The sequence below is a fragment of the Agromyces protaetiae genome, assembly GCF_030866785.1.
GTDB classification, from domain to species: Bacteria; Actinomycetota; Actinomycetes; order Actinomycetales; family Microbacteriaceae; genus Agromyces; species Agromyces silvae.
The window spans coordinates 708,879-730,578 of record NZ_CP133018.1; the positions used below are offsets into that span (position 1 = coordinate 708,879).

A 21,700-nucleotide genomic window follows, 5' to 3' on the forward strand; every position below is an offset into this window, starting at 1 on the left:
CAGGGACGCCCCACCGCCGATGACACGAGGAGCTTCCGATGCGCACGAACCGACCCGGCGACCAGACGCAGACGGCCGTCGAACTGCAGCTCGAATGGGACGCGGACCCGCGCTGGAGCGGCATCCGCCGCGACTACACCGCCGAGGACGTCATCGCGCTCCGGGGCCCGGTTCGCGAGGAGCGCACCCTCGCGCGGCGCGGCGCGGAGCGCCTTTGGCAGACGCTCCAGCAGAACACGGGCTCGGCGTTCGAACCGCAGAGCGAGCCCAGGTGGGCCGCCGCGCTCGGCGCCCTCACCGGCAACCAGGCGGTGCAGCAGGTACGCGCGGGCCTCGAGGCGGTCTACCTGTCAGGCTGGCAGGTCGCCGCGGACGCGAACCTCTCGGGCCAGACCTATCCCGACCAGTCGCTCTACCCCGCGAACTCGGTGCCGGCCGTCGTCCGCCGCATCAACAACGCGCTGCTCCGCGCCGGGCAGATCGAGGCCGACCGCGACTGGATGGCACCCATCGTGGCCGATGCCGAGGCCGGCTTCGGCGGCCCGCTGAACGCCTACGAGCTCATGCAGCAGATGATCGAGGCGGGCGCCGCGGGCGTGCACTGGGAGGACCAGCTCGCGAGCGAGAAGAAGTGCGGCCACATGGGCGGCAAGGTGCTGGTGCCCACGGGGCAGCACATTCGCACGCTGAACGCGGCGCGGCTGGCGGCGGATGTCTCGGGCGTGCCCACGATCGTGATCGCCCGCACCGATGCGCTGGCCGCGACCCTGCTGACCAGCGACCACGATGAGCGGGATCGTCCGTTCCTCACGGGTGAGCGCACGGCCGAGGGCTTCTACGAGGTGCGGAACGGCCTCGAGCCGGTCATCGCCCGCGGGCTCGCGTACGCCGAGTACGCCGACCTGCTGTGGGTCGAGTCCGCCGAGCCCGACCTCGACCTTGCGCGCCGGTTCGCCGAGGCGGTGCACGCGCAGTTCCCCGGCAAGCGGCTCGCGTACAACTGCTCGCCGTCGTTCAACTGGAAGCGCCACCTCGACGACGAGACGATCGCGCGGTTCCAGCGCGAGCTCGCCTCGATGGGGTACGCGTTCCAGTTCATCACCCTGGCCGGATTCCACGCGCTGAACCACTCCATGTTCACGCTCGCGCAGGACTATGCCGCCCGCGGCATGAGCGCGTACGTCGAGCTGCAGGAGGCGGAGTTCGCGTCCGAGGCATCCGGATACACGGCGACCCGGCACCAGCGCGAGGTGGGCACGGGCTACTTCGACCGCATCGCCACCGCGCTCAACCCGGCGAGCGCGACCCTCGCGCTCGCCGGGTCGACCGAGGAAGCCCAGTTCTAGAGCACGAGCACGACGCACGAAGGAGATGAGCACGATGAGCATGATGATCGACACGATCGAACGGACGGATGCCTCGGACGAGCGCCGCACCGAGAGCTTCCGCCGTGAGACCCCGCACCTCGAGATCACCGCACGGCCGGGCGACCCCACCGCGTTCTCGGAGCGGTACGACGAGATCCTGAGCCCGGCCGCGCTGGAGTTCCTCGCGACGCTGCACGACCGGTTCGCCGGCACGCGCCATGATCTGCTCGCGGCCCGTCTGCAGCAGCGGGTCGATGCGGCGAACGGCCGCGATCCGAGGTTCCTGCCCGAGACGGAGTGGATCCGGATGGATCCGACCTGGCGGGTGGCCGGCGCCGGCCCCGGCCTCGAGGACCGGCGCGTCGAGATCACGGGCCCGACCGACCGCAAGATGGCGATCAACGCCCTGAACTCGGACGCGAAGGTGTGGTTGGCCGACCAGGAGGATGCGACGAGCCCGACCTGGGCGAACGTCGTCGAGGGGCAGCTCACGCTCGCGGACGCGCTGCGCGGATCGCTGACGCACACGGGCCCCGATGGTCGGGAGTACCGCCTGGCGCGAGACATCCGGGAGTCGCCGACCATCGTGTTCCGGCCGCGCGGCTGGCACCTCACCGAGAAGCACCTGCGCTTCCACGACCGCAGCGGGCGCGCGCTCCATGCCTCGGCCGCGCTCGTCGACGCGGGACTGTACCTCTTCCACAACGCGCGACGACTGATCGAGCTCGGGCGCGGGCCGTACCTCTATCTGCCCAAGCTGGAGTCGCACCTCGAAGCACGGCTCTGGAACGACCTCTTCGTGTTCGCCCAGGACGAGCTCGGGATCCCGCAGGGCACGATCCGGGCCACGGTGCTGATCGAGACGATCCAGGCCGCCTTCCAGATGGAGGAGATCCTGTACGAGCTGCGTGACCACTGCGCTGGCCTCAACGCCGGCCGCTGGGATTACATCTTCTCGATCGTGAAGACCTTCCGCTGCCGGGGCCGGCGCTGGGTGCTGCCCGACCGCACGAACATCACCATGACCGTGCCGTTCATGCGCGCGTACACCGAGCTGCTCGTCGCGACCGCGCACCGAAGGGGTGCGTATGCCATCGGCGGCATGAGTGCGTTCATCCCGAACCGGCGGCAGCCCGAGGTGACGGAGCGCGCGCTCGCGCAGGTCGCGGCAGACAAGCGCCGGGAGGCGGGCGACGGCTTCGACGGCACCTGGGTCGCGCACCCCGATCTGATCCCGACGGCGCGCGCCGAGTTCGACGCCGTGCTCGGCGGTCGGCCCAACCAGCTCGACCGGGTCCGCGACGACGTCGATGTGACCGCTGCCGATCTGCTCGACATCTCGTCGGCCGGGGGCGACATCACCGAGGCGGGCGTGCAGGCGAACATCTCGATCGCGATCCGCTACGTCGAGTCCTGGCTCCGCGGCGTCGGCGCGGCGGCGATCGACGACCTCATGGAGGACGCCGCGACCGCTGAGATCGCGCGGTCCCAGGTCTGGCAGTGGCTGCACGAGAACGTCGAGACCGTCGAGGGCACGCGCATCGACCAGTCGAGCATCGTCCGGCTCATGGCGGCCGCCGTCGCCGAACTGCCGCGTCGGGACGGCGACCGCTTCGACGACGCGATCTCGGTGTTCCGTTCGGTCGCGCTCGAGCCCGAGTTCCCGACGTTCCTCACCCTGCCGGCGTACGCCCGGTTCCTCTGACGCCGCGCTCCGCGCCACTTCTGCGCGGCCGCGCCAGCACTGATGGCGCGGCGCTGCACAAAGTGGCGCGGAGACTGGTCGTGGTCCGCGTCGCTCCGCGGCCAGTACGAGGGGTCAGCGCAGCGGCCAGTACGAGGGGTCAGCGCAGCGGCACCACCACATCGGTGCCGCCCTCGGGCGTGAGGCGGGCGTGCATCTTCACGAGCGACGGCGTCGGCACGAACCCGCCCGCGAAGAGCGCCTCGCCCTGGCGGAACCACGGCGATCGTGCGAGCAGCGCCTGCGGCGCATACCCGAACGACGTGCCGAGCTCGTCGAGGTCGATGGGCGAGCTCATCTTCATGAGTGCGAGGTTGTCGCACTGCGTGAGGATCCCCGAGTGCACCTTCGAGGGGCGCTGTGTCGACAGCAGCAGCCAGAGCCCGAACTTGCGCCCCTCGGCGGCGATCTGGATGAGCCGCTCGCGCACGGCGACCGCGAGCGGCGAATCGAGGTTCGGCGAGCAGAGGTTGTGCGCCTCGTCGATGACGAGCAAGACGGGGCGTCGCTGCTCGCGCTTCGCCCAGAGGTCGTCGAGCAGCGCGAGCGCGACCACCAGCTGTTGTTCGGGCGTCGAGAATCCGCCGAGGTCGAGCACCGTGGCATCCGGTCGCTGGTCGACGATGTCGGTCACCGCGGTGTCCTGGCCCGCCCAGACCTCCCACTCGAGGATGCCGAGGTTCTCGATGCGCTCGGCGAGCGGGTGCGACTTGCCCTCTTCGAGGTGGTTGAGCCGGTCGAGCACGTCGATGAGATCGGCGGCCTGCAGGACCTCCTGGTCGAGGTGCACGAGCTGGTTGAACTCGGCACGATTCGCGACGGGGTCGAGTCTCAGCACGGCCGCCTTCGAGGGCAGCGGCATGTCGAGGAACCGTGCGCGGAGCGGCGAGGCGTCGTCGCGCGGCCGGAGCACGCGGATGTCGCGCTGGGCGAGCGCCTCGGCGGTGGGTCCGGATGCCCCGGGGTTGAGCTCCCCGAGGCGCACGAAGTCCGAGTTCGGGTCGAACACCACGACCGGGAGTGCGGTGTGCGCGACGACCTGTTCGAGCACCACGCCGAGCGCGTACGTCTTGCCCGACCCGCTCTGCCCGCACCAGAAGGTGTGCCGGTTGAAGCGCAGCGGCAGCAGGCGGGCCGCCCCGCCGGGCGGGGTCAGGTTCATGCCGACCTCGAGCACCGCGCCCGTCGACTCGTGCAACATCTCGATGGTCTCGTGGTCGACGGCCTCGAGCGTGGCCGAGCCGAACGGGTGGCTCGCGCGCAGGTCCAGCGTGCCGTCGCCCAGCTCGCCGAGCAGCCGGCCGCGGAGCGCGGGCGGCGTGCCGGTGCGTTCCTCGACGATGGCGAGCTGCCGCGCGCCCTCCGCGTGCAGGATCACGAGCGAGCCGGCGACGAGGGTGGTCCCTGCGGCGTCGTCGACGGTGAACGAGCGGCCGTCTTCGCTGCGCGCGACGACGTGAAGCGTGGAATCCATGCGCCGATCCTCGCATCGTCGTCGACCGGTGAGGAAGAGGCCGCGCGACCAGTCGTCGGGTATTCCGGGCGACACGCCGACCGGAGTCCGCGGTAGGCGGCGTGTCGAGCAGACGTCCCGACGACTCGCAACGCCATCGCGATGACACCACGGTTCCCGGGTGTGTACAGCCGTCCGGAGGCTCATCTCCGCGCGGTTATACTCGACCCGCGACATGTCGGGCCGTTCAGCCCCGACGACGGGGTGCAGGGCCGGCGATCACGGTCCGTCCCGGCACAGGGGAGAGGGGCCGAGCTTGGGCAGACGCATGACCGCGACGCCGCCCGTGCTCGCCGGCTACGCCTATGTCCGCCCGCTCGGCGCGGGCGGCTTCGCCGACGTCTTCCTCTATGAGCAGGACATGCCGCGCCGGCTCGCCGCCGTGAAGGTGCTGCTCGCCGATGCGCTCGACCCCGAGGTGCGCCGCGCGTTCAACGCCGAGGCCGACGTCTCGGCCCGGTTGTCGTCGCACCCCGCGATCGTCACGATCTATCAGGCGTCCGTCTCGGCCGACGGCCGGCCGTACCTCGCCATGGAGTACTGCCCCGACACCATGTCGGCGCGCGCGAAGCGACAGCCGCTTCCGCTCGCCGAGGTGCTCGACACGGGCGTCCGCCTCGCCGGGGCACTCGAGACCGCACACCGCGCGGGCCTGCTGCACCGCGACATCAAGCCGTCGAACGTGCTCGTGAACGCGCTCGGCGCCCCGGTGCTCGCGGACTTCGGCATCGCCGCCGCGCGCGCGGCCGAGGCAGGCGAGGCCGAGGTCTTCGCGATGAGCGTGCCCTGGAGTGCGCCCGAGGTGTTGCGCGAAGACGTCAGTGGTTCGGTGCAGAGCGAGGTGTGGAGCCTCGGCGCCACGCTGTACACCCTGCTCGCGGGACGAAGCCCGTTCGAGGTGGCCGACCGTTCCCACAACACGCGCGAGCAGCTGACGAAGCGCATCCTGCGTGCGAAGTTCACGCCCGTGCCGATTCCGGGCACACCGCAGCAGGTCGACGACGTGCTCGCGACCGCCATGTCGCGCGAGCCCGCTCGCCGGTTCGAGTCGATGGCGGCGTTCGCCGACCGCCTGCGACAGGTCCAGTACGAGCTCGGCTTCGCCGTCACCCCGTTCGAGGTCATCTCGCCCGAGTGGGCCGGCGCCGCACCCGTGCGATTCTCGGACGCGTCGCTCCGCGGCCCCGTCATCACGACCGTCGCGGCCGAGTCGCGGCGTGCCATGCGTCAGTCGAAGCGTCTCGCCCCCGACTCCACCGATCGCGACGGTCTCCCCGTCGCCGCCGAGCGCACCGGCCGCATCAGGGCCGGGCTCATCGGTGCGGGCGCGGCGGTCGGCGCGGTCGCGGTGCTGTTCGTGCTGGCGCGTGTCTTCGGGATCCTCTGATGGCCGGCACGGCAACGCACCCTCGGCGGCGCGGCCCGCTGCTCGCCGCGGTGGGCGGCATCGCGGCGATCGGCGTGGTCGCGACCCTCGCCGTCGTCGCCACGGGCTACGAGTCGCAGGAAGTGCCTCGGCTCGAGGCATCCGTCTGGGTGACGCGCGACGACGGCCGCTACGCGCGCGTGAACACCGAGCTGGCCGAGCTCGACACCGTGCGCGCGGTCGACGACCCGAGCACGGTCGTGCAGGCCGGCGCGACCGGGGTCGTCTACGCGGGCGGGCTGCGGCAACGCTGGGCGATCGATTCGGCGGCGCCGGTCGACCTCGTCGGCGAGGGCGACGCAGGTGCGTCGGGCGAGCCGGATGCCTCGGGGGAGCCGGATGCCTCCGGCGAGCCGCCTGCCGCGCCTGAGGCGTCGACCGCGGTCGCGGCAGGGGCCGGTGACCAGATCGCCGACCCGACCCCTTCGGGCACGCGCGAGGTGACCGCGGCCGGCCGCTACGTCGCCTACCGGACCGACACGGGGCAGGTGTACCTCGGCACGCTCGACGATGGCGGTACCGTGCCGGTCGATCCGTTCGCGGGCGAGGTCGACGACGAGAGCGGTGACGCCGTCGTGTACGCGGCCGACGCCGTGGGTCTCGCGCCCGACGGCAGGCTCGCCGCCTACTCGGCGAACGAGGGTGGGGTGCGTCGCTTCGACGGCGCGGCGCTCGAGTTCACGGGTTCGATCGAGGAGATCGACGACGCACCCGCGGCCGACGCGGCCCTGGCGCTCACGGTCGTCGGCTCGACCTGGCTGCTGCTCGACGCGGCCGAGGGCCGGGCATGGGTGTCGGGGCGCGCCGAGCCGTTCGAGGTCGACGTCGAAGCGGATGCGGTGCTGCAGCGTGGCGCCGCGGGCGGCGAGGTCGCGTACGCGGCGGACTCGGCCGGGCTGGTCTCGATCCCGCTCGACGGGTCTGGCTCCGAGCGCATCGTCGAGGCCGACGGCGTGCCGGCGGCCCCCGTCGCGCAGGCGGATGACGTGATCGCCGCGTGGCTCGGCCAGCAGTCGGGCACGACGTGGAGCAGCTCGGGTGGCGAGCAGACCATCGAGGTACCCGACGGCGCGCTCGATCAGGTGGCGCAGGTGGCCCCGGCGATCCGATCGAACGGCGACCGTGCCGTGTTGAACGAGCCGGGCTCGGGCCTCGTCTGGACGCTGCCCGACGGCCGGCTCATCCCGCTCGAGCAGTGGTCGGTCGACGACGACCCCGAAGAGCTCGAGGGCACGACGATCGTCGAAGACGTCGCCGAGCAGCACCCGCCCGTCGCCGTCGATGACGCGTTCGGGGTGCGGCCGGGCGAGCTCGTGAACCTGCCCGTGCTCCTCAACGACCACGACCCCAACCGCGGCGACGTGCTGACCATCGCGACCGACACCGTCAGCGCGGTCGATCCCGCGGGCTTCGGCGAGCTCGCCATCGTGACGAACGGGCAGTCGCTGGCGATCCGCGTCGCCGGCGACGCCGGCGGCACGGCTCGCTTCACGTACGCGGTGAGCGACGGCCAGCAGTCGTCCGCCCCCGCGACCGTCACGCTCACCGTCGTGCCCGATGAGCAGAACTCGGCGCCCGCGTGGTGCGGTGTCGAGGCCTGCACCCAACGCTGGCCGTCGCCCGAGGTGCTGCCCGGCGGCACGCTGCTCGTGCCCGTGCTCGACGGCTGGGTCGACCCGGAAGGCGACGCGTTCGTGCTCGCCGACGCGCGGTCCGACGATCCGGCCGCTCCCGTGACGGTGGTGCCGCGAGCCGACGGCCGCCTCGCGGTGCGGCACACGGACCCGAACGCGGGTGACGCCGAGATCCCGCTCACCGTCACCGTCGTCGACGCCCGCGGCGCCACGGCCGAGAAGACGCTCGTGCTGCGTGCGACCAGCCAGCCCGGCATCGTCGCGGGCGGGGTCGCCCTCGCAGCGACGGCCGGTGAGACGGTGGTGCTCGACATCGCCCGGCACGTCACCGGCGGCTCCGGCGCCTTCCGGCTCGTCGACGCGGTCGCGTCGGCCGCCTCGGCCGCAGGCCTCACGGTGACGCCGAACGCCGCAGCGGGCGAGATCGAGCTCTCGGCGACGGCGCCCGGCGAGTATCTCGTGGGCTACACCGTCGCCGACACGGTGTCGCAGGCCGAGCAATCCGCGACGGTCCGGCTGAGCGTCTCGGCCGCCGGCCGCCCGCTCGCGATCGCGCCGACGACGGCGTACGTGCGGCCGGGCGAAGACACGACGATCGACGTGTTCGGCGCCGTGCAGAACGCCGCGGGGCGCGTGCTCCTCGTGTCCGAGGCGCGCAGCTCGAGCCCCGACCTCACGGTCGGCGTGGTGTCGTCGTCGCAGGTGCGCCTCGGCGTCATGGGCGGCATGCAGGTCGCCGAAGGCCTCGTCGGCCGCGCCGAGGTGGTCGTGACGGATGGCTCGGGGCAGGCGGTGACCGGGGTCGTCTCGGTGTTCCTCGCGGCCGATGCCGGCGACGATGCGCCGATCGCGCTGCCCGACAGCGTCACCGTCCGCGCCGGCGAGCTGGCGACCGTCCCCGTGCTCGCGAACGACGTGAGCCCGCGCGGCGCGCGGCTCGTCGTGCAGCCCGCCGTGCAGGGCTCCGGCACCGAGGGCGAGCTCGTGTTCGCGTCGGGCGACGTGGTGCGCTACCTCGCGCCGAAGGCGCCGGGCACCTACCGGGTGAGTTACGCCGTGGCCATGGAGAGCCACCCCGATCGCGTCGACCACGCCGACATCACCGTGACGGTGCTGCCCGCCGGTGCGAACCGGCCGCCGCGTCCGCCGGCGCTGAGTGCGCGGGTGCTCAGCGGCCAGAGCGTCGAGATCCGGGTGCCGCAGTACGGCGTCGACCCCGACGGCGACCGGGTCGTGCTCGCGAAGATCGCCCAGCCCGCGGCCGGCCAGGGCACCGCGTCGATCTCGGCCGAGGGTGACACGGTCGTCTACCACGCACCCGCCGACGGCGTCGAGGGCGGACAGCTCTCGTTCGAGTACACGCTGCGCGACACCGAGGGCGCCGAGAGCGTCGGCGTGATCAGGGTCGGCGTGCTCTCGGCGGGCCTCGCCGACGCCGCGCCCGTGACGTTCAGCGACTACGCGCGGGCGACGCGGGGTGCGTCGACGCCCGTGCGCATCGCGCCCCTTGCGAACGACCGCGATCCGGCGCTCGGCACCCTCGAGCTGATCTCGGTCGCGCCGAACGCGCCGTCCGGCACGGCCGAGTATGCGCGGCTCGAAGGCCTGATCGACGGCGCCACGTCGCTGCAGCAGGGCGTCGTGGTCCTGAAGGCCGGAGAGTTCGCCGGCACGAACTCGTACGTCTACACCGTGCGCTCCACGAAGACGTCGTCGACCGCGCAGGGGCTCATCGTGCTCGGGGTGGGCGACTCGGCCGCGGCCGACCATCCGGTGGTGGCCGACACCGTCGTCACGGCGCGCACGCGCGGCGAGTTCGCGGGGAACGGTCTCGACGTCGTGTCGAACAAGGTGCAGTGGGCGACGGGCGACGTCGCGGGCCTGAAGCTCCGGCTCTGGGGCGACGCGGCGTCGCGCTACGACGTGTCCGGGTGGCGGGTGTCGGGCGACCTGCCCGGCGACGGCGACCTCGTGCCGTTCGAACTGACCGGCGAAGACGCCGCGGGCGCCGAGGTCACCGCATACGGCCTGCTGCGCATCCCCGCGTTCGATGACATGCCCGTGCAGCTCGGGTCGGGTGTCGCGCCGGTGCGGGTCAATGAGGAGCGTTCGGTCGAGTTCGACGTGCGCGACCTCGTCGACCTGCCGGCAGCCGACCGCATCGAGCTCGCCGACGGTCCCTTCGCCACGCAACGAGCGGCGGCGACCTGCCGGCCGAGCGGCGCCCGCGAGGCCACGTATGAGGCAGGTCGCGAGGCGCCGTGGTCGGATTCGTGCCTCGTGTCGGTGCGCATCGAGGGCCAGTCGCGGTGGTCGTACCTCGCGGTGCCGGTCGAGATCGAGCCGAAAGACCCGCAGGCGATCCTCACCTCGATCTCGCGCACGGTCGCGCCCGGCGCGAGCGAGTCCGTCGACCTCTACGCCGACCTCACCACGTGGGAGGGTGGTCGCATCGGCGACCGGTCGCGGCTCGACTACCAGGTCAGCCACTCGGGCGCCGCGTTCGCGATGCAGCGGTCGGGCAACGGCGTCGTCTTCGAGGCGCGGGCCGACGCACGGCCGGGCACGCGCGAGACCGCGACCGTGACCCTCCCCGGGTTCAACAACGTGACCGCGACCATCACGGTCGTCGTGGGCATCGCGCCGCCGGATGCGCCGCGCGGGGCGACCTTCACCCGTGAGTGCACCGTGAGTGCGGGCTCGTGCACGGTCGAGGTCGTCGGCGCCGCGGGCGAGTACGACCCGTTCGCCGGCAAGCAGGGCGCCGGGCTGTCGCTCGCCTCCGTCGGCTCCGGCGCCGGCGTGAGCTGCGACGTCGCGACCGTACAGGCGTCGGGCAAGACCTCCGTCGTCGCGACCTTCCCCGGCGGGCAGACCGCCTTCGGCGGGCAGTGCACCGTGCCCTTCACGGTGGCCGACGCCCAGGGCCGCACCGGCTCGGGCACGCTCACGCTCGACGTGCAGGGGTACCCGCAGCGCCCCGCGAGCATCGCGACGGCCCGGTACGACGGCTCGTCGGTCACCTTCAACGTCACGCTCGGCGAGGCGGCGCGGGCGCACCCCGCGATCACGGGCGTCGCGATCACCCGCGACGGGCGACCGGATGCCGCGGGCTGCGCGCCCTCGATCGCCGGTGTGTACTCGTGCACGGTGACGGGCCTCGCGAACGGCGAGAAGCATCAGTTCACGGCGCGCGCCGTGAACCGGGTGGGGGAGTCGGTGGACACCTCGGCGGTGACGTCGTGGGCGTACCAGGCACCCGAGGTGCGCTCGGCGACCGCCGAACCGGTGTACGAGGCCGGACGCACGACGCAGAGCAATGCGGTGGTCGAGCTGAAGCTCCGCGGCACCGACGACGCCCGCGCGTACCGGATCGTCGAGCGGAACCAGACCCTCGACCGCACCGGCGACGTCACGACGGCGCGACTCGATGCCTCGCCCGGACCGCAGAACTTCACGATCGTGCCGATCAGCCGGTTCGAGCCGCCGATCACTGGCACGTCCGACGGCGCCTCGGCCGTGGCATCCGTGACCGCCGCGGGTGCGCCGATCATGAATGGCATCGACGCGTCGGCGAGCACGAACACGTCGATCCTCATCAGCGGCGGGGGCGTCGAGGCGAACGGCAGCGCGAAGCCGACCGAGGTGCGATACGTCGCGTGGCAGGGTGGGGGCGAGCCGAGGTGTTCGGTGTCGGCCTCGGGCGGCGGGCTCACGGTCTCGGGTGGCGTGGTGTCCGAGAGCAGCACCATCTCGGGGCTCCAGGAGTACGAGCAGTACTCGACGAAGGCGTGTGCGAGCAACGGGTTCGGGTTCGCCGAGGTGCGCGGGCCCGACGTCTGGACGTACGTGAACGCACCCGCCCCGCCCGGAGCGTCGTACCGTGTGGCGACCTCTCCGAGCCAGAGTGGCGCGTTCTACGCCTACCGACTCGAGCGCGCGCCGCAGCTCCAACTGCCGAACCGTTTCGAGGCGCAGTACAACGTGTTCGGCGACTGGCAGAGCTCCTTCTCGCTCGACGCAGATCGGGTCACGGGCTCCGTCCTCGGACGTGGCTGCCGCTTCGCGGGGCTCTACTGCACCGGCGAGACATCCATCACCGCGGAGACCGCGCCCAACGAGGTGACCATCCAGTTCCCGACCCAGCAGTGCGTGACCAACCCCGTGCGCGAGGACGTCGCCGTCTCCGCTTCCGCGAGGGGCGCGACCACGGTCACGGTCACGGTTTCGGCAGACGGGACCACGGCCACCTACACCGTCGCCTTCGGCGGGGCGTTCACGTCGCTGACGCCGCCGCAGCCGTTCACCGTGCCGGTCTGCGCGCCGCCCGACCCCGACCCCGACCCCGGCGACCCGCCCCCGGGTGGCGAGAACCCGCCCGTCACCACCCCCTGACCTCACCACCACGCCTCAAGCTCCCTCCGAGAGGATCCACCGCATGACGCTCGCTCCCGCGCAGACCGCCTGGTTCGCCGAGACGTTTTCGCTGATCGCCGACAATGTCGAGCAGGCGATCCTCGGCAAGCGGCACGTCGTCGAGCTCGTGCTCGCCACCGCCATCTCGGGCGGGCACGTGCTGCTCGAGGACTACCCGGGCACGGGCAAGACCGCGCTCGCGCGGGCGCTCGGCCAGACGATCGACGGCACCAACTCACGCATCCAGTTCACGCCCGACCTGCTCCCGGGCGATGTGACGGGCATCACGGTGTACGACCAGAAGCGCGGCGAGTTCGAGTTCCACGCGGGCCCCGTGTTCGCGAACATCGTGCTCGCCGACGAGATCAACCGGGCGAGCCCGAAGACGCAGTCGTCGCTGCTCGAGGTCATGGAAGAGGCGCAGGTCACGGTCGACGGGGTGACCCGCAAGGTCGGTGACCCGTTCCTCGTGCTCGCGACCCAGAACCCGATCGAGCAGGGCGGCACGTACCGCCTGCCCGAGGCGCAGCTCGACCGGTTCATGATCAAGACCTCGATCGGCTACCCCGATGAGGCCGCGACGCTGCGCATCCTGCAGGGCGTCGCGAACCCGCGTCGCGACCTCACGTCGGTGGCCACGACCGACACGATCGTGACCATGACCGAGCTCGCGCGCGGCGTCTACGTGAACCCGCTGGTGTCGGACTACGTCATGCGCCTCGTCGACGCGACGCGGCGGGCATCCGAGGTGCGGCTGGGCGTGAGCGTGCGCGGCGCCATCGCGCTCTCGCGGTTGGCCATGACCTGGGCGGCGGCACAGGGTCGTTCCTACGCGACGCCCGACGACGTCCGCGAGGTCGCGATCCCCGCGCTCGCGCACCGCATGGTGCTCGAGCCCGAAGCCGAGTTCGACGGCGTGACCGCGGTGGCCGTGGTCAGCCAGATCCTGCTCGACGTCGCCGCTCCCCGGGAGAACGGCGCGGCGTGACCCCCTCGGCCCGAGCGCGGCGTGACCGCAGCACCGGACGCACCAGCACTGGGCGTTCCGGTGGGCTGTCGCGCGCGGCGGGCCTCACGCGCACGAGCGGGCTGAGCCGCACGGGCACGGTCACCCGCACGGGAACCCTGAGCCGCACGGGCACGGTCACCCGTCGAGGTGGGGCCAGGGGCGTCGCCGGCGTCTGGATCGGCCTGCGCGCGAACGCCCGCCGGTTCGGCCGGTCCGTCGCCGGCGCCGCTCGAAGGACCCGCGAGACGGTCTCGGCCGCGGGCGCGGTGCTCATCCTCGTGGCGGTCGCGGGCGCGATCGCCGGGTTCTCATTCGACTGGATCGAGGCGTGGGCGGCCGCGGGCATCGCGGTGGCGTTGCTGCTCGTCGCGGTGCCGTTCCTGCTCGGCGCGCACGACTACCGGCTCGAGCTGCAGCTCGACCGCGATCGGGTGGTCGCCGGTTCCGAGGTCGCCGGCCGGCTCGAGCTCGTGAACGCGGGGCGGCGCACGGCGTTGCCGGGCGTCGTCGACATCCCGGTCGGCGCCGGCCTCGTCGAGGTGCATGTGCCGCTGCTCCGCCCGGGTGCGCAGCACGGCGAGGACCTCACGATCGGCGCCGAGCGCCGCGGCGTCATCGACGTCGGGCCGATGACGGTGAACCGGGGCGACCCGCTCGGCATCCTCCGCCGCGAGCAAGGCTGGCCCGAGGTGCAGCGCATCTTCGTGCATCCGGTGACCGTGCCGATCCCGAGCACCAGCGCGGGGCTCGTCCGCGACCTCGAGGGCACGCCCACCGGCACGCTCGCCGATGCCGACCTGTCGTTCCATGCGGTGCGCGAGTACGTCCGCGGCGACTCGCAGCGCCACGTGCACTGGAAGGCGACCGCGAAGACGGGCACCCTCATGGTGCGTCAGTACGAGGAGTCGCGGCACGCGCGGATCGCGCTGCTGCTCGACCTCGCACGCGAGGAGTACGCCGACGACGACGAGTTCGAGATGGCCGTGAGCGCGACCGCGTCGCTCGGCCTGCAGGCGGTGCGCGAAGGGCGCGACGTCTTCGTGGCGGTGGGCGCCGAAGTGCCCGAGGCGAACAGCGCGGCGCAGTCGATCCGGACCCTCGCGACGACCACGCCGCGGGTCCTGCTCGACGGCATGTCCACGGTCGATCAGGGCGAGCGGGTGACCCGGCTCGAGGCCGCGACGGCGCTCGCCGCGCAGACCTTCGCCGACCTCTCGATCGTCTTCCTCGTCACCGGCTCGCGCGTGCCGCTGCAGCGCATCAGGCAGGCCGCGATCGCGCTGCCGCAGGGGATCGGCGTGGTCGCGGTGCGCTGCGAGCCCGGGGCGGAGCCCGTCGTGCGCACGACCCGTGAGGTCACGGTGCTCACGATCGGCGCGCTGGGCGACCTCACCCGTCTGCTCGCGAGGGGAGCCGCGTCGTGAGCGCCGAGGAGATGCGCGCGCGCCCGCGCGACGGCTCGCGTCGCCGCCGCGCCCGCCGGCGCGACGCCGACCGCGATCCGCGACTCGAACTGCTCGGCCTCGGATACCTCGTCGTCGGCACTCTCATCGCGACCGTCGCCGCCTGGCCGATCCACGAGACGTTCCGGCTCGCGCTGGTCGGCGCCGCCGGTCTCGCGGTCGGCATCGCCGCGGCCCTCCTCGCGCGGCGGCTCGTCCGGGGTGCGCTCACGCGGGTGCTGCTCGCCGCGGGGCTCGCGTTCGCGGGCTTCGCGATCGTGGTCGTGCCCGTCGCGGTCCCGGCCGCGCTGCGTTCGGTCCCGGATGCGGCGATCGGGCTGCGTGACGGCATCGTGGGCATCGTCGTCGGCTGGAAGCAGCTGCTCACCCTCGAACTTCCGCTCGGGGACTACCAGGCGGTGCTCGTGCCGTTCCTGGTGGTCACGGTCGTCGGGTCGACGGCCGCCGCGCTGCTGGTGCTCCGCGGCGGTGCCGCGGCCCCGTGGGCGGTCCTCCCGGTGCTCGGCCAGACCGTGTTCGGGCTCGTGTTCGGCAGCAGCAGCACGAGTGCGCCGGTCTCGCTCGCCGGCTTCGAGATCCCGGCGCCGAGAGAGCTCGCGGTGGGCGTCGCGAGCGTCGCCGCCGCGCTCGCCTGGTTGCTGATCCGGCACCGGATGCTCCGGGCGCGCGCCCTCGCGCGAGCGCGCGCCGGCACGGTTCGGCAATCGGCCGAATCCACGTGGCTGGCCCTGCGTCGCCGCGCCCTCGCCGGAGGACTCCTCGCGGTCGCGTTCGTCGTCGGCATCGCGGTGGCGCCCGCGGCCGCGTCCTTCGGGGACCGCTCCGCCCTCCGCGACGAGGTCACGCCGTCGATCGTGCTGCAGCGGCAGACGAGCCCGCTCGCGGCGTACCGGTCGTGGTTCGCTGGCGATCCGTACGACGAGGTCGTGCTCACCGTCGACGGCGACGTCGAGCAGATCGGCCGGCTGCGGCTCGCGGCGCTCGACCACTACGACGGCGAGGTCTTCTCGGTCGACCCCGAAGCCCGGTTCTCCCGGCTTCCGGCGAGCGCGCCGTTCGGCGCGGACCTCGCCGAGCTCGACCTCGAGGTCGGCCAGGCGTACGCCGGGGTCTGGGTGCCCGCGCCGGCGGCGCTCGCCGCTGCGCCGGACTTCGCGGGGCAGCGGGCCGACGCGCTCACCGACGGCTTCCACCGGTCTGACTCCGGCGACGCGGTCGACATCGCGCCCGTGATCGAAGACGGCGCCGAGACCTCGGCGCTCGGTCTCGTGCCGGGCGACCGCTATTCGATGCTCGCCTATCCGTCGGCCGCGCGCGAAGCCACCGCCCGGGAGGCGTTCGGCGGTGCCGAGGGCGAGGAATCCACAATCGACGCCGAGCTCTACCCGCAGCTCGCGGCGTGGGTCGAGGCGCAGGCGCAGCCGCGCACCGGAGCCGGATACCTCGAGCTCGTCGACCGACTCCGGGCCCGCGGGTATCTCAGCCATGCGCTCGTGAACGACGAGGCCGCGGCGGGCTGGACGGGCGGGCTGGCCGCCGAGGCCGGCGGGTACCAGTTCCTGCCGAGCTATGCCGGTCACTCGCGCTCACGCATCGAGACGCTGTTCGAGGACCTCGTCGAGCAGGAGCGCCGGGCCGGTGAGGGTGCGGCGCCCGAGCTGCTCGTCGCAGGCGTCGGCGACGACGAGCAGTTCGCCGTGGCCGCCGCGCTCATCGCGCGACAGCTGGGGTTCGAGTCGCGGGTCGTGCTCGGCGTCCGGCTGGCGGGCACCGACCCGATTCCGGGCGTCGCGTCGTGTGATCCCGACTGCACAGGTGCCGCGGTCGGCGCCTGGGTGGAGGTGCGCTCGCCGCGCGGCGAGTGGCTGCCGGTCGACGTGACCCCGCAGTTCGCCATGCTGCCGACCGACATCGCCGAGGGTGAGCAGCTGCCGGAGCATCCGACCGTGCCCGATGACGCACGCAGCGAACCCATCGATCCCGAGCGTGCCCAGAACGACGCCGAGGCGGCCGACACCGCGCCGGTCGACGAGACCGACGCGACGGCGGCCTGGGTGCTGGCGGTCGTGCGGATCGTCGGGCTCTCGCTCGCGCTCCTCGCGTTCCTCGCCCTGCCCGTCATCGCGATCCTCCTCGCGAAGCCGATCCGCCGGCGCGCGCGTCGCCACGCCGCCGACCCAGAGGTCCGGATCCTCGGCGCGTGGGAGGAGGTCGCCGACGCCTACGAGGACGCCGGCCGCCCGCTCGCGTCGACGGCGAGCCGCCGCTCCGTCGCGCAGCGAACCGGCCGGACCGGTATGGTCAGGCTTGCGGCCTCCGTCGACGAGGCCGTGTTCGCCGCACATCCCCCGGCCCCCGAGACGGCCGAGGAGGCGTGGCGGATCGCGGACGCCGAACGCGCCGAGCTCACCGCGAGCCTGCGGCCCCGGGCGCGCGTGGCGGCCGCGCTCTCGCTCAGATCGTTCGTCGGCAGGCTCCGAACCCGCCCGATGCGCGCACCCCGGAAGGAACTCGCTCCGTGACCCCAGACCCGTCCGATCTCGGTGGACTCGTCACGACCCTCATCGTGACCACGGTCGCCTCCCTGCTCATCGTGGCTGCCGTCTACGTGTGGACCGGCCTCGCGATGTCGCGCCTGTTCGCGCGGCTGTCGGTCGAACCGTGGCGTGGGTGGGTGCCGCTGCTGAACGTCGCGGAGATCCTGGCGCTCGGCGGTTCGCCGCGCTGGATCGCGCTGCTCTTCCTCGTGCCGCTGGCCAACATCTACGCGCTCGTGATGTTCGCCATCGCGGCGCACCGGGTCAATGCACTCTTCGGCAAGGGCGCCGGCATGACCGTGCTCGCCGTGCTCGTGCTGCCGGCCTGGGCGAGCGTGCTCGCGTGGGGGCGCGACGCGCCGGATCCCGAACGTGGCCGGCTCGTGACCGCGGTCGGCGGCCAGGCCCGGACGACGGGGCCGCTCGCCGTTCCGCCGCAGCCCGTGGCGCCGCGTCCCGAGACCCCGGCCGGCCGAGGCCCGACCGAACCGCGGGCCTTCCCGCCGCTGCCGGGCCTCGAACATCAGGCGCCCGTACGCCCCGGCGCGCAGACCCCGGGCACGCAGGCTGCGCCCCAACCGGCGTCGGCCCACGTCCCGCCGCCGCCCGCGGCCATCGCCCCGCCGCCCGGAGCGGTGAGCACGGGGTGGCCGGTGTCGCCGCCCGCGAGGCCGGCGCCGCAGGCCGCGACGCCGACGGGGACTCCGGCATACCCGCAGCAGCCGCCGACCGGGCAGCCCGTGACCGGGCCGTCGCCGGCCGACCGGCGGGCATTCCCGCCGCCGACGGGCCAGCCCGTCGCCGGTCAGTACGCCCCGCCGCCCGCAGACGCCGGACCGGCGCCCGCGCCGCAGCAGTCGCCCGCGCCGCCCGCCGCGCCGGAATCGTCGAGCACGCCCTGGGCGCCGGGCCCTGACCTGGCGACGCCGCCGCACGGCTCAGCGGCCGCTCCCGCCGCGCCGCCGGCCTACTCGGCTCCCGCCCCGGCGCCGGCTCCAGCGCCGCCGACTGCAGCGCCGGTCGACGACCAGCACGGCGGGCTCGACTTCGCGGATGCCGCGACGATCGTCGTCTCCGGCGACGACTCGGACGACGAGTTCGGTGACGTCGAGTCGACCGTGATCGTCGATCGGCGGCCCCGGCGTCAATGGCGGCTCGAGCTCGACGATGGCGAGGTGCTGCCGCTGACCGAGGAGGTCGTCGTGCTCGGGCGCAACCCGTCCGCCGCGGCGGGCGAGCAGCGGCTCGCGGTCCCCGATCGCACCCGCACGCTGTCGAAGACGCACGCCCGGCTCGCGCAGCGTCACGGCGCGTGGACCATCACCGACCTCGGATCGACGAACGGTGTGCTCATCGTCGACCCCGCCGGCGAGGAGACCCTCATCGAATCCCACATCGAGACCACCATCAGCGGCCGCTTCGTGCTCGGCGAGGTCGGCATGCGTGTGACCGAGGCGACGGCGTGACCGTGGTGCCCGCTCCCGTGACGCTCGCCGTGGGCGTGCGCACCGACACCGGCCATCGCCGCGCCGCGAACGAGGACTCGGTGCTCGCGGAGTCGCCCGTGTTCGTCGTCGCCGACGGCATGGGCGGCCACGAGGCCGGCGACCGTGCGAGCGCGGCCGTGGTGGCCGCGTTCGATCGGTACGCGCGCGACGGCGAGCGCGCCACGATCGACGGCGTGCGCATGGCGCTCGCCGCGGCCGAGGCCGACGTCGGCGACCTTGCGACCGGCTCGGCGCGGGGTGCCGGATCGACCGTCACGGGTGTGGCGCTCGTCGATCACGAGGGCCTGCCGTGCTGGCTGGTGTTCAACGTCGGCGACTCGCGCGTGTACCGGCAGCTCGGCAGCGACCTGCAGCAGATCACGATCGATCACAGCCTCGGGCAGGAGCTCGTCGACAGCGGCGAGCTGCGACGCGAGGACCTGCGCGAGTTCCCGAAGCGGAACGTGATCACGCGCGCGATCGGCGCGGTCGACAGTGCCGCCGACAGCTGGCTGCTGCCGCTCACGAACGGCGAACGCCTGCTGATCTGCTCGGACGGGCTCACGAGCGAGGTGTCCGACGAGGCGATCAGGGCGACGCTGACCATGACGGGCCGAGCCGACACCGCCGCCGACGCCCTCGTCGCGCGTGCGCTCGACGCGGGTGGCCGGGACAACATCACGGTCATCGTCATCGACGTCGTCTCGGGCGGCACGCCCGGCGAGGGCGACGACACCACGAGCGGGCGCTTCGACCGGGTCGTGGTCGAGTCCACCGAAGACGGTACGACGCTTCCGGTGCGGGCGGGCCGATGACCTCCGACGGTCTCCCGCGCGCGGCCTCCGCCGACCGCGACCTCGACGCCGAGCTCGACCGGCTCGAGGACGAGGTCGACGGCGAGACCGTCGTGGTCGATCGTGGTGGGGCTGGCGTCGAGGTCGTGGACGAGACCGTCGTGGACGAGAGCGTGGTGGACGAGACCGTCGTGGTCGATCGGAGTGCACCCGGCGGCGAGGTCGTGGGCGAGACCGTGGTGGACGAGACCGTCGTGGTCGATCGGAGTACACCCGGCGACGAGGTCGTGGGCGAGACCGTCGTGGTCGACCGCACTCCGGCCGCCCGCGACGCCGGGGCGCCCGAACTCGCCGATCTCGACGCACCGACGACCGTCGTGGACCGTTCGAGAGACGACGACTCGTTCGCCGATCAGGACACTTTCATCGTCGGCCGCGCCACCGCCGACGACCCCGCCCCGCACGCCGACACCGTGGTCGTCGACCGGGGGAAGCCCGCGGAACCGTCGCAGCCCGAGGCATCCGTCACCGCCAGCGCACCGGTCCGCCGCCGCCGCCTCGGCGGCCGGCGCACCCTCGAACCCGCGCCGCTCGAGCCGATCGACCTCCGGTCGTCGGTGCGCGCCGTCGGCGCGGGCGCGGTCGAGTACTACCGGCCGCGGCAACTGCCCGAGGCATCCCCGCCGCCGGCCGCCTTCGACGCCGCCCCGCCCGCTCGCGAGCCGTCCCCAGGCCTGCCCTCCGTCCACCGCAGCTCGCGCCGAACCGCCGCGATCACACTCGCCGCCCTCACCGCGGCGGTCGCCGTCGGCGTCATCGGCGCCGTGACCGTCGCCGGCCTGCTCGTCACCGGCTGACCGGCGCCGCCTCGGTGCGCGCCGCGCGGCGCGCGATCGCCCAGGTGCCGAGCCCCGATGCGAGGAACACCGTCGCGAGGATGCCCCATCCGCCCACGCCGAGCGCCTCGGTCGTCGACGCGACCACGAGCGGCGCCGCCATCGCGCCGACCGAATAGCCCATCGAGAACACGCCCTGGTACGTGCCGGCGCGCACGGGGTCGGCGAGCTCGAAGCTCAGGCCCCAGCCGCCGGCCTGCGAGAGCACCTCGGCGAACGCGTGCGCGAGCGCGGCGGTCACGATCACGGCGATCGCGAACCATGACGGGAGTCCCGCGGCGGCCGCATAGATCAGGCACGCCGCGGCCATCAGCCAGGCCGCGACGGCCGAGACCCGGCCTGCGCGCCGCAGGTCGTGGGTGCCCCGCGACAGCGGCACCTGGAAGCACACGACCACGATCGTGTTGAGGATGAGCACGGCCGCGACGAGTACCTCGGGCGCTGCGGTGTCCTGGGCGATCCAGAGCGGCACCGCGAGCTCGCCGACACCGAACTGCATGCCGAAGATCGCGCTGCAGAGCGTCAGCAGCAGGTAGCGCGGGTCGCGCCAGGGGGAGTGGGCGCGGAGCGCCCGGCGCGTCGCGCGGCGGGTCGCGAGGGCGTCGGTCGAGCCGGTCGCGGTGAGCACGGGCTCGGCGGCCGGATGCCCCGGGGCATCCACCGTCCGCGGCAGGCGCGCGAGCACGACGAGGCCGGCGAGGTACGCGAGTCCCGCGAACACGAGCAGGGCACGGTACGCCTCGCCCGTGCCGAGCGCGAGTGCGATCGCGCCGATGCCGCCGCCCGCCGCGATCGCGAGGTTCGTGACCGTGCGGAGCACCGCGCGGGCGTGCACGCGCGCCTCGCCGTCGAACGCCCGGGCGATGATCGCCATGCGCGTGGCGTTCGCCGCTTGACCGAACCCGCCGACGGCCATGCCCACGACGAGCGCCGAGACGAAGTCCCCGGCGAAGGCGTACCCGACGAGGCCGACGCCCTCGAGCGCCGTGAAGAGCAGCAGCAGCCGGCGCGCGCTCGTCCGGTCGGCGAGCCACCCGCCCGCGAGCGACGCGACGACGCCGACGCCGCTCGCGGCGGCGAGCACGATCGCGACCTCGTACGCGGGCAGGCCGACGATGAGCGTGAAGTACAGCACCGTGACGGTCAGGAACACGCCCCGCCCCACCCGGCCGACGAGTGTCGCGAGCACGAGGATGCGCAACACCGGATCGGCGACGGAGGCCGTGAGCCGGGCGACCAATCCGGCGCGCGGGGGAGCGTCGCGGGCCTCGGGTGGGGATGTCTCGGCGGCGGCCTCGGCGCCGTCGGCGGCGTGCGGAGGCACCGGGTTCGGACCGGTCTCGGGGGTGGTGCTGGGAGTCACCCCTCGTTTCTCCCAGGCCGTGCCGGGCGGCAGAAACGATGTAGCGTTGTG

The 21,700-nt window shown here is 73.4% G+C and carries 12 protein-coding genes; 10 read left to right on the forward strand and 2 right to left on the reverse strand.

The annotated features are described in order from the left end of the window. Positions 1–38: 38 nt before the first annotated feature. Positions 39–1,346, forward strand: coding sequence for an isocitrate lyase (aceA, locus tag QU602_RS03305; RefSeq protein ID WP_308798741.1), 1,308 nt, complete (start codon positions 39–41; stop codon positions 1,344–1,346). Between the two features lie 43 nt (positions 1,347–1,389). Continuing rightward, complete coding sequence (aceB, locus tag QU602_RS03310; RefSeq protein ID WP_373692966.1) at positions 1,390–3,072, forward strand: malate synthase A; 1,683 nt, start codon at positions 1,390–1,392, stop codon at positions 3,070–3,072. A 139-nt stretch (positions 3,073–3,211) separates the two neighbouring features. Here aceB and QU602_RS03315 read toward each other — a convergent pair whose 3' ends face one another. Continuing rightward, a complete protein-coding gene (locus tag QU602_RS03315) occupies positions 3,212–4,585 on the reverse strand; it encodes an ATP-binding protein (protein WP_308798743.1) in 1,374 nt (457 codons plus the stop codon). A gap of 307 nt (positions 4,586–4,892) precedes the next feature. Here QU602_RS03315 and QU602_RS03320 point away from each other — a divergent pair, with 307 nt between their 5' ends. The 8 genes from QU602_RS03320 to QU602_RS03355 are packed head-to-tail and all read left to right on the forward strand — an operon-like array spanning position 4,893 to position 20,247. Further along, a complete protein-coding gene (locus QU602_RS03320; RefSeq protein ID WP_308798744.1) occupies positions 4,893–6,011 on the forward strand; it encodes a serine/threonine-protein kinase in 1,119 nt (372 codons plus the stop codon). Then, a complete protein-coding gene (locus QU602_RS03325) occupies positions 6,011–12,079 on the forward strand; it encodes an Ig-like domain-containing protein (protein WP_308798745.1) in 6,069 nt (2,022 codons plus the stop codon). The genes QU602_RS03320 and QU602_RS03325 overlap by 1 nt, the downstream gene beginning before the upstream one ends. Positions 12,080–12,122: 43 nt before the next feature. Further along, positions 12,123–13,088, forward strand: a complete 966-nt coding sequence (locus QU602_RS03330; RefSeq protein ID WP_308798746.1) for an AAA family ATPase — start codon at positions 12,123–12,125, stop codon at positions 13,086–13,088. After that, positions 13,085–14,533: a DUF58 domain-containing protein gene (locus QU602_RS03335; protein ID WP_308798747.1), complete on the forward strand. Its 1,449-nt coding sequence runs from the start codon at positions 13,085–13,087 to the stop codon at positions 14,531–14,533. Before QU602_RS03330 ends, QU602_RS03335 begins: the two co-directional genes overlap by 4 nt. After that, positions 14,530–17,094, forward strand: a complete 2,565-nt coding sequence (locus QU602_RS03340; protein WP_308798748.1) for a transglutaminase-like domain-containing protein — start codon at positions 14,530–14,532, stop codon at positions 17,092–17,094. The genes QU602_RS03335 and QU602_RS03340 overlap by 4 nt, the downstream gene beginning before the upstream one ends. Then, positions 17,091–18,575, forward strand: coding sequence for a DUF5684 domain-containing protein (locus QU602_RS03345; protein WP_308798750.1), 1,485 nt, complete (start codon positions 17,091–17,093; stop codon positions 18,573–18,575). Before QU602_RS03340 ends, QU602_RS03345 begins: the two co-directional genes overlap by 4 nt. Next, positions 18,572–19,411, forward strand: coding sequence for a PP2C family protein-serine/threonine phosphatase (locus QU602_RS03350; protein ID WP_308798751.1), 840 nt, complete (start codon positions 18,572–18,574; stop codon positions 19,409–19,411). The genes QU602_RS03345 and QU602_RS03350 overlap by 4 nt, the downstream gene beginning before the upstream one ends. Next, positions 19,408–20,247 (forward strand): hypothetical protein, encoded by an 840-nt coding sequence (locus QU602_RS03355; protein ID WP_308798753.1) that lies wholly within the window; start codon positions 19,408–19,410, stop codon positions 20,245–20,247. The genes QU602_RS03350 and QU602_RS03355 overlap by 4 nt, the downstream gene beginning before the upstream one ends. On the opposite strand, the gene QU602_RS03360 is transcribed toward QU602_RS03355, so the two are convergent. Continuing rightward, positions 20,237–21,649, reverse strand: coding sequence for an MFS transporter (locus tag QU602_RS03360; RefSeq protein ID WP_308798754.1), 1,413 nt, complete (start codon positions 21,647–21,649; stop codon positions 20,237–20,239). The genes QU602_RS03355 and QU602_RS03360 overlap by 11 nt on opposite strands. Between the last annotated feature and the right edge of the window lie 51 nt (positions 21,650–21,700).

What these genes read in the sequence shown, in the direction of transcription:
- aceA (WP_308798741.1), top strand. Translation starts at nt 39, where the DNA reads ATGCGCACGAACCGACCCGGCGACCAGACGCAGACGGCCGTCGAACTG.
- aceB (WP_373692966.1), top strand. Translation starts at nt 1,390, where the DNA reads ATGATCGACACGATCGAACGGACGGATGCCTCGGACGAGCGCCGCACC.
- QU602_RS03315 (WP_308798743.1), bottom strand. Translation starts at nt 4,585, where the DNA reads ATGGATTCCACGCTTCACGTCGTCGCGCGCAGCGAAGACGGCCGCTCG.
- QU602_RS03320 (WP_308798744.1), top strand. Translation starts at nt 4,893, where the DNA reads ATGACCGCGACGCCGCCCGTGCTCGCCGGCTACGCCTATGTCCGCCCG.
- QU602_RS03325 (WP_308798745.1), top strand. Translation starts at nt 6,011, where the DNA reads ATGGCCGGCACGGCAACGCACCCTCGGCGGCGCGGCCCGCTGCTCGCC.
- QU602_RS03330 (WP_308798746.1), top strand. Translation starts at nt 12,123, where the DNA reads ATGACGCTCGCTCCCGCGCAGACCGCCTGGTTCGCCGAGACGTTTTCG.
- QU602_RS03355 (WP_308798753.1), top strand. Translation starts at nt 19,408, where the DNA reads ATGACCTCCGACGGTCTCCCGCGCGCGGCCTCCGCCGACCGCGACCTC.